The 12,183-nt window shown below is 43.5% G+C and carries 12 protein-coding genes; 8 read left to right on the top strand and 4 right to left on the bottom strand.

Translation table 11 applies throughout. The features are described 5' to 3' along the window. The first annotated feature begins 53 nt into the window (after positions 1-53). The 7 genes from CRENPOLYSF2_RS07250 to CRENPOLYSF2_RS07220 all read left to right on the top strand — a co-directional run bounded on the left by CRENPOLYSF2_RS07250 (position 54) and on the right by CRENPOLYSF2_RS07220 (position 8,010). The gene (locus CRENPOLYSF2_RS07250; protein WP_087143290.1) at positions 54-236 is read left to right on the top strand and encodes a hypothetical protein; all 183 of its coding nucleotides are present in this window, start codon (positions 54-56) and stop codon (positions 234-236) included. Between the two features lie 92 nt (positions 237-328). Beyond that, positions 329-1,120, top strand: a complete 792-nt coding sequence (locus tag CRENPOLYSF2_RS07245; RefSeq protein WP_087143289.1) for a hypothetical protein — start codon at positions 329-331, stop codon at positions 1,118-1,120. Positions 1,121-1,211: 91 nt separating this feature from the next. Then, positions 1,212-2,534, top strand: coding sequence for a hypothetical protein (locus tag CRENPOLYSF2_RS07240; RefSeq protein ID WP_087143288.1), 1,323 nt, complete (start codon positions 1,212-1,214; stop codon positions 2,532-2,534). A 22-nt stretch (positions 2,535-2,556) separates the two neighbouring features. Continuing rightward, positions 2,557-3,999, top strand: coding sequence for a DUF3466 family protein (locus tag CRENPOLYSF2_RS07235; RefSeq protein ID WP_087143287.1), 1,443 nt, complete (start codon positions 2,557-2,559; stop codon positions 3,997-3,999). A 331-nt stretch (positions 4,000-4,330) separates the two neighbouring features. Then, complete coding sequence (locus tag CRENPOLYSF2_RS07230; protein WP_087143286.1) at positions 4,331-5,383, top strand: GlxA family transcriptional regulator; 1,053 nt, start codon at positions 4,331-4,333, stop codon at positions 5,381-5,383. A gap of 170 nt (positions 5,384-5,553) precedes the next feature. After that, positions 5,554-7,338, top strand: a complete 1,785-nt coding sequence (locus CRENPOLYSF2_RS07225) for a hydrogenase maturation protein (protein ID WP_087143285.1) — start codon at positions 5,554-5,556, stop codon at positions 7,336-7,338. 303 nt (positions 7,339-7,641) lie between these two features. Next, entirely contained in the window at positions 7,642-8,010 is a 369-nt protein-coding gene (locus tag CRENPOLYSF2_RS07220) for a glutaredoxin family protein (RefSeq protein WP_087143284.1), read from the top strand. 26 nt (positions 8,011-8,036) lie between these two features. On the opposite strand, the gene cobT is transcribed toward CRENPOLYSF2_RS07220, so the two are convergent. Together cobT and bluB are read right to left on the bottom strand one after the other, a co-directional pair. Then, the gene (gene cobT / locus CRENPOLYSF2_RS07215; RefSeq protein WP_087143283.1) at positions 8,037-9,086 is read right to left on the bottom strand and encodes a nicotinate-nucleotide--dimethylbenzimidazole phosphoribosyltransferase; all 1,050 of its coding nucleotides are present in this window, start codon (positions 9,084-9,086) and stop codon (positions 8,037-8,039) included. Beyond that, positions 9,077-9,733: a 5,6-dimethylbenzimidazole synthase gene (gene bluB / locus CRENPOLYSF2_RS07210; RefSeq protein ID WP_087143282.1), complete on the bottom strand. Its 657-nt coding sequence runs from the start codon at positions 9,731-9,733 to the stop codon at positions 9,077-9,079. The genes cobT and bluB overlap by 10 nt, the downstream gene beginning before the upstream one ends. Positions 9,734-10,169: 436 nt before the next feature. On the opposite strand from bluB, the gene CRENPOLYSF2_RS07205 reads away from it, so the two are divergent. Beyond that, positions 10,170-10,658: a DUF6174 domain-containing protein gene (locus tag CRENPOLYSF2_RS07205; RefSeq protein ID WP_087143281.1), complete on the top strand. Its 489-nt coding sequence runs from the start codon at positions 10,170-10,172 to the stop codon at positions 10,656-10,658. Positions 10,659-10,749: 91 nt separating this feature from the next. Here CRENPOLYSF2_RS07205 and CRENPOLYSF2_RS07200 read toward each other — a convergent pair whose 3' ends face one another. After that, complete coding sequence (locus tag CRENPOLYSF2_RS07200; protein WP_087143280.1) at positions 10,750-11,433, bottom strand: tellurite resistance TerB family protein; 684 nt, start codon at positions 11,431-11,433, stop codon at positions 10,750-10,752. A gap of 62 nt (positions 11,434-11,495) precedes the next feature. After that, positions 11,496-12,095 (bottom strand): amidohydrolase family protein, encoded by a 600-nt coding sequence (locus CRENPOLYSF2_RS07195; protein WP_087143279.1) that lies wholly within the window; start codon positions 12,093-12,095, stop codon positions 11,496-11,498. Positions 12,096-12,183 lie beyond the last annotated feature (88 nt).

Genomic DNA, 12,183 nt, shown 5'->3' with positions numbered 1-12,183 from the left:
CATGTTAATAGGCTATACAGTTTAAATAATTTTTACGTTGAGCGGGGTGCGGAATGTCGGTTGTACCTAAACCAGGTGTACGGTTGAACTTACGTGATTTGTTTGACAATCCAACTGCCGTGGAATTGACGACTACCTTCATTAACATAACCGACATGAATAACCGTGGGGATATTGTGGGCTATACAGACGAAAGTGGGTATTTGTTGCAACGTGTGCTGCCTAAGCATCGATAAAGATTGATGGTTGTAGGCATCGGTTAAGCATAGCCCCCTGTTACGGCCACCGCGTTAAAGTTGTGCCACTGTAATTTAACCAGGAGAAAAAAATGAAACACCAAACCCATTATTTCATCCGATCTTTTATTATTTTTCTTACCTCTATTGTTTTAATGTTGCTAACAGCCAAAGCTACTCTAGCGGCTAAAGGATTTGAAGTAGTGTCACCAAAACTCAAATATGAAGGCTTTAGCTACAGCGTTTGGTCAGCGAAGTGGTTTCAATTTGCCTATTCTTTACCCTATACCCGCAATCCAATTTTAGATACGGCTAATTGCAAAATAGGGCAAAAGGGTAGCGTTTGGTTTTTAGGCGGACCAACAGATAAATTTCCTGCCAAAGGACGTAATTGCACAATGCCTTATGGTACAGCGCTTTTTTTTACACAGGGCGCTTATTCCTGGGATAACGAGGCTTGTTCCAGTGACAATAAACATATTCAAAAAACTAATTTTACGGTGGCAGAGCTTCGGGCAAAAGCAAAACATGATCTTAATAATGTGTTTGGTGCTCGTAATTTAATAATTGATGGAATGGAAGTTAAAGGCTTGCCGAAAACGTGTAATCCCAAAAAACTAACATCGTGTCAATCACCGTATCGGGTACAAACCCCTGTGTTTGATTACAAGGTACCGTCAGTTAATAACCTATTGATATCTGTCAATGGAGCTTGTTATAAGAACCTCAATAAGGGTAAACCGTACATTGTTAAAGGGGCGATTGGGGATGGTTATTTTGTGATGATTAAGCCGCTCTCCGTTGGAAAACATACGTTACAGTTTGGGGAGCCTGATGCCAAAGGAAAATTACCAGGGCTTTACAATATTACGGTATCAAAATAGTTGCATAACCATGAGAAGGTAGTCTCGTTACCCCAAAAACCCAGTTATTGTATTGAGCGTTATGCCACCGTAATTTAACCAGGAGAAACCAATGAAACACCAAGCCCATTATTTCATCCGATCTTTCACTATTTTTATTATTTTACTGGCAGCAGTTACCCAGGTACACGCCGCACCTGTATGGAAAGTAGTTGATAAATTCACCAAAAATGCCGGTACACTTTTTGCGGAAGATGTCGCTATTTCCCGTGATGGTAACACCGCCATTGCTGGGGCAGGTTTTGATTTTTTCTCAAAGACCACGGCAGAAATTCACGTTTATGTGCGTGCTGGCAAAATCTGGGTACAACAGGCAAAGTTAACCGCGCATGATGATAAAACAGGGAGCCGTGGGGCAAGTTTCTGGGATGATAACACCATAGCCATTTCAGCAGATGGCAATACCGTTATAGCGCCCATTGCCGTAGATTCCAACGGCAAAGTACCCAAGGCTGTTGCCATTTACGTTTTTGTACGCAATGGCACACAGTGGACGGAGCAGCAAAAACTAACTCTGCCCGTGATTACTGATTTTGATCAAACCTTTAGAAGCATATCTATCGCGGTCTCTGATGATGGCAATACCGCCGTTATTGGTAATTCATCCGGCATTAACTGGGGTGCCAGCAAAAATAGCGCCGCTTATATTTTCGTCAGAAGCAACAAACACTGGGCTTTAAAAACCCGTCTGAATAGACCCAACAGTAATAATTCTAAAATTTCCGTCTCCAATTTTGCCCAATCAGTCGCCATATCAGGTGACGGTAATCGAGTATTAATTGGCTCTCCGGCTACCCAAGTGTATTTAACGTCCGCTTATGTCTATCAACAGATTAAGGGGGTTTGGAAAATGGCCGCCGTGTTGCAACCGTTGGATAAGGGCACGCCAGACCCGGATTTACATGTGTTTGGACGTTCAGCAGCATTGTCTAAGTCAGGTGACACCGCTCTCATTGGTGATAAAGGGAGTGCCTATGTTTTTCAATTCAAGCCACAACAGGCTGTTTGGGTTCAAGAAGCCAAGCTGGGCTCAAATATACTGGAACGCGGACGATTTGGCTTTTCGCTGGATTTAGATGATTCTGGAAACAATGCGGTTATTGGTTCGGGGCCTAATGTGCCCATCGGTTCCGCATTTTTGTATACACGGCACTACAATCCCGCCAGTAAACAAAATACTTGGTCAGCGCAGATGGTCATTAACGGTGCTACAACACCAGATGGCAAAAGTAATGATTTAGGCGCTGCTGTTGCCATATCTGGTAATGCCAAAACCATTTTAGTGGGCGAATTCGCTGACAGCTCGCTGTCTTGCCCCAATGACAAAGGGGAAAAAGGGGTTTGCGGCGTCGTTTACGTTCTGCAAAAACCATAACGCTTTTTAAGGAGTACATAACATGACTATTCAAATCAGCTCATTGCCTGGACACCCATCTCTTAAAAACAGGAATACAGCCTTTCGCGGCACTTTACGCATAATGGTTATTAGCTTACTGTGTTTGCCGCCTAGTTTTAGTTGGGCGGCTGGTTATTCGGTTGTACTGCTAACACCCGAAAAAATAAAAAACACCACCTATACCATCCCTATTGGCAACCGATCTTTAAATAACAAAGGGCAAGTTATTGGTACACGCCGTGAGGACAGCAGCGATGGTTTTTCTACCTTTGGTAATCGTGCTGTATTGTGGAAGCAGGGAAAAATGTATCCACTGGGTACTTTGGGCACGGATGTTAATCAGTATGGTAACAGCATTCCGGCGGCTATCAACGATGCAGGCCAGGTAGCCGGAACCAGTACCTACATAGTTAAGGGTAATGAGATGGGCCCCCGTGCTTTTCTGTGGAGTAGCACTAAAAAGATGACCATGGTTAATACGCAGTCCGTGGGGTTTTTTACCAGCAAAGTGAATGCAATCAATGCGAAAGGTAATGTGTACGGTGATGATCTCTACTATGAAAAAAGCATGGATAAAGGCAGACGCGCCTTTTTAACCCTCAATGGTAAAGCCAAAGCCCTTGGCAGTTTAGGTACAGATGCCAATGGTATCGGTGCCAGTTTTAGTTATACGCCTTATAGTCGTTCTGATGGTGATTCCGAAATAGTGGGTTCCTTGCTGAACAATAAAGGCCAGGCAGTAGGCACTAGTGTCTATTACGACAAAAAGGGAACATGGTTAGGCTACCATCCTTTTTTATGGACGGCTGGCAAATTGGTTGACCTGGGTGCTTTAGATTTTTCTACGGATGGTAGTAGCTATAGTTTTGCTAGCGCCATTAATGATAACGGCCAGGTAACCGGATGGAGTTCTTTCATTACTAAAGCAGGTGTTGATCAAGGCAATCGTGCCTTTTTATGGGCTAATGGCAAAATGACTAATTTGGGTGCTATTAGTGCCAGCCCTGAAGGTAATAGCCAAAGTTATGCTATTGCCATCAATTCGATTGGACAGGTACTGGGCGAAAGTGATGTTTATGAGGGTAAAGATTACAAGGGCGTGCATGGTTTTTTGTGGTTTAAAGGCAAAATGACCGATCTGGGTACATTGGGTATTAATGATGTATCGGGTACGGGTGCGAGTAAACCTAACGCATTAAACAACAAAGGCCAGGTGGTGGGTAACAGTAGTTACTCTGAAAATGGTGTTCCCAAAGGTAATCACGCCTTTATTTACCAAAAGGGCAAGATGCTAGACCTTAATACCCTATTGCCGAAAAACAGTGGTTGGTTATTGGAAAATGCCCTGGCCATTAACGATAGGAGACAGATTACCGTGTACGGTACTTACAGCAAAGGTATTACAAGCTATAAGGCTTATGCGTTGTTAACGCCTGGGAAATAAGTACGTATCCCTTTTTTTAAAAGGGGAAGTGAATACTGACATTGAATTCACCATTTTTCATGTGAAATAGTTCACATATTTTGAGGTTAGATTTCCATATAATTGAACGTTATTTTAGGAAATTTAAAATGTTTCTAAATAAACCCCCAGCCCAAATTTTGGCAGAAAATGAGGGAGTGCTGTCATTGTTCAGTGGCAGAAAATGAGGGATCATACCAGCGTACTCATAAGCTTTAAAAGTAACTTGCGTAAAAATATAGTTCTTGTAAAAATTTGCTTCCTATAGCGTGTGGTGTGCTTGTTGTGGCGTTAATTTATATCAGGGGGCGTAATGAAATCTGTGATATTACCCAAAATAATGGCGGATGCCACTCAAAAAAATGATGTTAAGCCCAAAACGGTGGCTATCGTTGTTTATCCGGGTGTTGAAATTATTGATGTCACAGGCCCTATGGAAGTGTTTGCCTTCGCCAACTACGGTTTGCAGCAATCCGGCCAAATGCAGCAACCTGCCTACACATTACAGGTCATTGCTGCTAAGCAAGGCGCATTAATCTCTTCCTGTGGTTTACAAATTATTGCCGACAAATCATATAACGATATTCATGATGGCATAGACACCTTGTTGATTGCCGGAGCCACCAATATAGATTGCTTACTGTGTGATCCAGAATTACAAGCGTGGGTCAAAGCGATTGCACCTAATGTTAGACGTATGGCTTCGGTGTGTACGGGGGCTTTTTTGCTGGCAGAAACCGGCTTATTGAATGGTCTAAAAGCCACCAGTCACTGGCTGTTTTGTAAGCGTTTGGCCACAGATTACCCCGCCGTAAAAGTAGAGCCCGACAGAATTTTTGTCCGTGATGGGGCCATTTCCACATCAGGTGGCATCACTTCTGGCATTGATTTGGCCTTATCGATGGTAGAGGAAGATTGGGGGAGCGAGCTGTCACTAACAATTGCCCGTACACTGGTGGTGTTTTTAAGGCGTTCCGGTGGTCAATCGCAGTTTAGTGCTTATCTTACCGGCGAAGCGCACCGCCCAGAAGTCAGAGATTTGCAAGCCTGGGTCATGTCGAATTTACGCAGTGATTTACGGGTAGAAACACTGGCTGAGCGTATGTGTATGAGTCCACGTAATTTTGCCCGTTTTTTCGTAACAGAAACAGGCATAACACCTGCCAAATTTGTTGAGTTGGCGCGTATCGATGCCGCTCGGCATTATTTAGGCAGCAGTCATTTATCGGTAGAAGTGATAGCTGATAAAGCCGGCTTTGGCGATGCGGAACGAATGCGCCGTGCTTTTGTTCGGCAGTTAGGGGTTAATCCGCAAAATTATCGTAGCCGATTTAGTGGTTCTGAAACGCATTTTGTTGAGGTTTGATGCATTATAAATGTGTGGCATGAACGAGAACAAAGTCTTTTATATTGCTGTTAGGTATTTGTATTTAGGGTCATAAAAAATATTTTAACTGATCATGGCGGTGCGTCGACTTGAGCGGCGCATTCTTAATGGGATTGGTACGTGTAAATTAGAATATTAAGGATATTGGAATGCGTATTTTACTTGTTTCATCGGCGTTTTCTGGATTAACCCAGCGTTTTTATACCGAGCTAGTCGATGCCGGTTATATTGTTTCCGTAGAGTTACACAGCGGCGATATGGCGCAATTGCAAGAGGGTGTGGATTTATTTCAACCCGATTTAATTTTGTGTCCGTTTTTAACCAAGCGCTTACCCAAAGAAATTTATGAGCGCATTAAATGCCTGATCGTACACCCTGGAATTAAGGGGGATTGTGGGCCGTCTTCTTTGGATTGGGCGATACAGGAAGGTAAAACCGAATGGGGGGTTACCTTGTTGGAAGCGGCTGAAGATATGGATGCCGGTGATGTGTGGGCCAGTAAAAATTTTCCGCTGCGCAATACTACCAAAAGTAATAGCTTTTATCGGGATGTAACCCAAGCAGCGGTGGATTGCTTATGGCAAGCCTTGAGCTTTTTTGATGCACCACATTTTAAACCAGAGTTACAAGATTACACGCGTGCTGATTATAAAGGTACGACACGGCCTTCCATGAAGCAACAAGATCGTGCGATCAACTGGAAAAAACATAAAACCGACGAAATTTTAAGACGTATACACGCCGCTGATGGGTCGCCAGGCGTGCTGGACAATATTTATGGACTGCCAGTTTTTTTATTTAACGCCCATAAAGAACATACTCTAAGAGGCAATCCGGGTGACATTATTGCGACGGCTAACCATGCTATTTGCCGTGCCACTGTTGATGGGGCTGTTTGGATTGGCCATTTAAAAGCGCAATTAACCGACGGCGCTAAGGGGATAAAATTACCCGCTACTTTTGTCTTAAAAAATGTGATGCCTAAAACTACTTCGGCAACGTCGCCGTTAAAAAACCTGTTTAGCAAAGCCATTAAAGTTATCGACATTGATTACACCCAGCCAGGTCGACAATTGCCCTGTCAGGAGGTGTGGTATGAGCAAGACGACAATATTGCTTATCTGAATTTTCATTTCCATAACGGGGCAATGAGTACCGAACAATGCCGCTTGCTGTTATCAGTTTATCAGCATGTCGCCACGTTACCGGTTAAGGCGATTGTATTGTTGGGTGGCGATGCCAGTTTTTCTAATGGCATACACCTTAATCATATCGAAGCTGCGGATAGTTCAGCAGATGAGTCTTGGCTCAATATTAATGCCATTGACGATCTCATCTACCAAATTATAACCACCGTTGATAAAGTAACAATTGCAGCCTTGGCAGGCAGTGCAGGTGCGGGCGGCGCGATGATGCCTTTGGCTGCCGATAAAGTGTTTACAAGAGACGGTGTGATATTTAACGCACATTATAAAAATATGGGTGAGCTGTATGGCTCGGAATATTGGACGTATTTATTACCCAAGCGCGTAGGGCAAGACATGGCATTGGCTTTAACCGAGCAACGTCTGCCGATCAGTGCTAAAAAAGCCTGGCAAATAAAATTGATTGATAAAGTACTGGATAAGCGCCACGATATCTTTATTGCTCAAGTTAAACTGTGGGTGAAAACCTTAGTTAACGATAATGTTGCGTTGCAAAAATTTCTGACAGCAAAAGCTAATACGCGCTGCGATGATGAAGCCATAAAAGCAGTGGCTAACTACCGTAAAGCTGAGCTGACCAAAATGTATGAAAATTTCTACGGTGATAATCGCTACCATCAAGCAAGACAGCGCTTTGTGTATAAGGTGTGTGAAAAATGTACGCCCGGAAAGTTAGCAATACATCGTGATCAGCCAAGCCTGTTTAGAAAAGCAGAGGCAAGTGGGTGATTTAGTCTGTAAAGTAATGCAACAACCCATGTTGTGTGAGTCTTAGCGGTCGTAGGGGATCGTCTTAGTGTTGTAAGATAAGTGTTATTTTATCTGTTAATGTGCTGACGGTAGCATAAAAATGGCTAATAGACATTGATATTAAATGTTGGTAAATTGAACCAGTCAGTAAAGTAAAGTAGGTGTATTGGTAAAGAATATAGTAGTTACAGTAATCAGGTTGCTTAAAAAACTAATATTAAAGTGGCACTGATTATGCTTTATTTTACGTGATGACCCTATTGTATTTACGGAGATATCGCCATGAATAGAACAGCTTTAAATGAAGTAGCGGGGATAATTATTTTAACTGCATTGTGTGCCGCCGCGACAACAACTGATGCAAAGCAATTACAGGCTATCAATACCGCAGCGCCGTCTTCGCAATCGACGGATGATATTGTTTTGTATACAGCAGTGTGGTGTGCATATTGTAAAGAAGCCATCGCGCATTTAACAAAAAATGGTTATAAATATCGATCTATCAATATAGACAGCCACGAAGGTATGGCGGCTTTTGCTCAAGCTTCGGGCAATGGTGTGCCGTTGCTTTTAGTTGGTAAACAACGGGTTGAGGGATTTTCAAAGGTTGTCTACAACGGTTTATTGACGTTATCTGCAAAAGCGCAATAATGCGTGAAGGTAGATACAATAAGTGATTAGTGGTCAGTATTTTTATTGGCCACTTGCGCTTCATCAAACGTCGCCATATTATTTAAAAATAACACAGCAGATTGCACCAGTGGGTAAGCCAAAGCAATCCCTGAGCCTTCACCCAAACGTAAATCCAGCGTGAGTAACGCCTTACCGTTAAGATAAGCTAATAACGCCTGATGGCCTTGTTCATTAGACACATGGCTGAACACACAATAATCTACAACGCTAGCATACAACTTGCTGGCGACCAGCAAGGCTGCCGTACTAATAAAACCATCTACCAGACACAGCATGTTTAATTCAGCGGCTTTTAAGTACGCACCTACCAGCATAGCAATCTCAAAACCACCAAAGCTGCTGAGAGCGGTTAAGGGATCAGTCAGTGTGCCATGATGCGCCAGGGCGTGTTTAAGCACGGTTAACTTGTGTTGTAATTGCGCATCATCCAGACCCGCGCCGCGCCCTACGCACTGTGATAAATCAATACCCGTTAAACAATGCATCAGTAGAGCGGCAGAAGAGGTATTGCCTATGCCCATTTCGCCAAAACCAATGCAATGACAGCCGGCGTTATAGCGTTGCAATACTATGTCTGCACCGGCTTGAATGGCTGTAAGGCATTGTGCCATCGTCATAGCGGGCTGGCTTAAAAAGTTTTGTGTACCTTTGGCTATTTTGGCAGCAATCAGTTGCTCATGCGGATTAATATCGGCATTGACACCCGCATCAACAATCCATAAATTCAAACCATGTTGTTTGGCAAACACACTGATAGCCGCACCACCTGCTAAAAAATTGCCAATCATTTGCGCGGTGACTACTTGCGGATACGCGCTCACGCCAGATTCTACAATGCCATGATCACCTGCAAAAATAATAATACTGGGCTGGCTTAGCTGTGGGGACAGCGTGTTTTGGCATAGGCCAATTTGCAGCGCTAACGCTTCTAATTGTCCCAGCGCACCGAGTGGTTTGGTTTTGTGGTCAATTTTGCTTTGCAGCGCTTCAGCAAGTTCGGTACAGGGCGGTAAGATATGAAAGGTTATCGGCATGGGGTATTCCAGTTATTATCAAAGAGCAGGTCGCTTAGATTTTTGCGTTCTGCCCAGCCTTGTTGTTCTAGCATCGGCTTGTCGTAAAAACGGTCTACATGGCCTAAACATAAAATGGCGATAGGGTGACTGCTTTCCGGCATGGCTAACGCTGTTTTTAAGGCTTCTGGCTCAAATAACGATACCCAGCCCATACCGATACCTTCGGCGCGTGCAGCCAGCCAGATATTTTGGATAGCGCAGGACAGCGAGGCCAAATCCATTTCCGGCAAGGTACGGCGGCCAAAGATGTGTTGTTCGCGTGCCTCACACAGTGCGGCTACCCATACTTGCGCACAGTCCAGTATGCCCTCTACTTTCAGCTTCATGAAAGCGTCTTCGCGTTCATTTAATGCTTTGGCGGTGTTGATGCGTTCTTGTTCCACTAGGTTGTGTATGCGTTGACGTAGCTCAACATTGCTGATACGGACAAATCGCCACGGTTGCATAAAACCTACGCTGGGGGCTGCGTGGGCGGCATTCAGCAAACGTTCCAATATTGCCGGATCAATGGGGTCTGCGCGAAAATGGCGCATGTCGCGGCGTTCGTAGATGGCGCGGTACACGGCGTTGCGTTCAGTATCGGTGTAGTGATGAGCTATTGGCATGGTTCCTAACAGGTGATTTGGGTTTTTTTGCTTTTGGCGTGGTTAAGGAATTCTTGCACAATCATAATGTTGCAGGCTTATTTGAGCGATATGCAGATATGTTTTGGGACAACTTTTTGGCTTTAAAATACCATTTTAGACAGGATGTTTTTTAAGTTTTTTATAAAACAACTGCTTAGCATGAAAAAAAATAAGAATAGGCCATTATTTAAGATTTCCGTCAGGTGACATATGTGCGTATCATATTGTTTATAAAAATCTTTATCTATCACGCTGAAAGAAAGGTAACTCTTATATTAGCGCAGGGCAATTTGGTATTTTTTTAGATGTGCTACTTTGTTAAGATGTCGCGCAATAAAATTGCTTACACTCGCAAGTCTAGGCTTATCTCAACATAAATATAATCATAAATATAACCATAAACGGAACATAACCCATGAAAAAATTACTGTTAGTCGTTTTGTGTTTGGCTAACCTGGTTGCCTGTACCACGCCAACTCAACCGCCAATACACTATAGCAAAATAGAGTTACCGATACAGTCTAACGACGCTTTGCAGTTACAGGCTGCGGAGATTAAATGGCAAAAAAACCGCCCCATACATTATAGCTATTGGTTACAACGCACCTGTTTTTGCCCAAGAGAATACAACAGTCCTATTGAAATTAGAGTATTAAATGAGTCTGTTCAAAAAGCTATGCTGCCATTAGATCATGATTTACTGCCTTTGGTACGCATGGATGAAGCACTTACTATTAAAGATTTGTTTGCGGTTATTCACAAAGCACTGGCTAAAAAAGCGGCAAAGATTGATGTTAAATACGATTGGCGTTACGGCTATCCAACTTCTATCGCTATCGATTGGGATAAAATGATAGCCGATGAAGAAACTTACTTTACTGCTAAATATTTAAAAGCCTACTAACGCTTTATATTTTAGGGCGGGACGACTGGCTACTATTTGAGTTGGCTACCATCTTGCAGGCAGCCAACTGATGGCAAGTGTTTGCTTGAATTTAGGCGTGGAGTTGGCTTTCAAGTTCCGCAACAAGCTCAGGCGCTAAGCCCATTTCTGTGGCCAGCTGATCCAGATAGCTTTTTTCTTGTGGGTTGCTGATATCTAAAATAGCACGGGAAATGAGATAAATTTCTGCCGCAGTGGCAGGTGAGTCAGCACCTGCGGCAACCGCTTTAATATCCAACGGCTTAGCAAGTTCTTCTGCAAACACACTGGCAGAATCGCCTAAATTGAGTTTGCTTAATTGCTGACTGATCATGTCTTTTTCTTTGTCATCAATCGTACCGTCGGCTTTAGCGGCAGCAATCATGGCGATTAACAATACTTTGCCACGCTGATCGCTGGCAGCCCCCGATAATTCAGTAACCGGTTGCCCTGCATCTGCAATAGGCGCGGATTGTTGGCTTTGCCATTTTTGAAACGCGTTATAAGCCACACCGCCAATCGCCGCTAAACTGCCTAATTTTAATCCGGCACCGGTCAGTTTACGGCCGATACTCGTGCCTAGTAATAGAGCTAACGCACCGGCTGCCATCGCACCTTTACCAGCACCGTCCATCATCTTTTGACGATCTTCTGCATTATCAGGCAGATTTAAATTCTCTTCGGCAAGTGCCTTGCCTTTATTAACCAACTCCTGACCTGAATTTAATAATATATCTAAAATATCTTGTGCAGCCATTAGCGTATTCCTGTTAGGTTAAATTACTTGCCGATTATAACGTTTGATTTCTTAGCGCTTTCTTAAGTTACAAAGAAAGGCCGGGTTTCAAATACACTGCTTGCAAAACCTTTGCCTTGCCATGACAGGCTGCGTTTTAATACAAAATCAAATCGGAATGGGTGGTAATCTTGTAATGTTTGTAAAGGCTTAATGCTATCTTCTGCGAGCAAGCCGGCTTTGGTGAATTTTTTCAATGAAATTAATGGCAGTACACCGGTTAACGGGTAGTCGGAACCGTTGAGTAATCGACTGTGCCAAGCGCTTTCTGTCAGCAAGGTTTTTATCACGTCTGTGTCGTGGTTACGTAAAGTGATCGCAGAAATATCACCAAACAATCGGTCTTGCCATTGCTTTTCTGCCATTAGCTTGGCAAATATGTCGAAACTTCTGATGCTACGGCCATCGTCGGTTAAATCTTCGCCTAAGCTGGCACAATGGGCAATAACTACGCGCACGCCTGCATCCAATGCGCGACGTAAGCGCAAAGGATTACCGAATAAAGGTTGATTTGCACCATGTACCGCATTTTCTTCGCCACCATGACTGATAATAGGCATATTGAGTTTTGCTGCGGCTTTGTAAAATAGATCGCATTGTGGCGACGCGGGATCAATTCCCATTGCGGGGGGTAGCCATTTTACTGCTCTAGGAGTCTGTCGGTCTTAGGATTTATATCTACCCGATTCGCGTAAAAACACGTAAATCAGG

Origin of the sequence: Crenothrix polyspora, assembly GCF_900163755.1 — a bacterium.
Classification (GTDB): Bacteria; Pseudomonadota; Gammaproteobacteria; order Methylococcales; family Methylomonadaceae; genus Crenothrix; species Crenothrix polyspora.
This window is presented reverse-complemented; position numbering and strand designations above follow the sequence as displayed.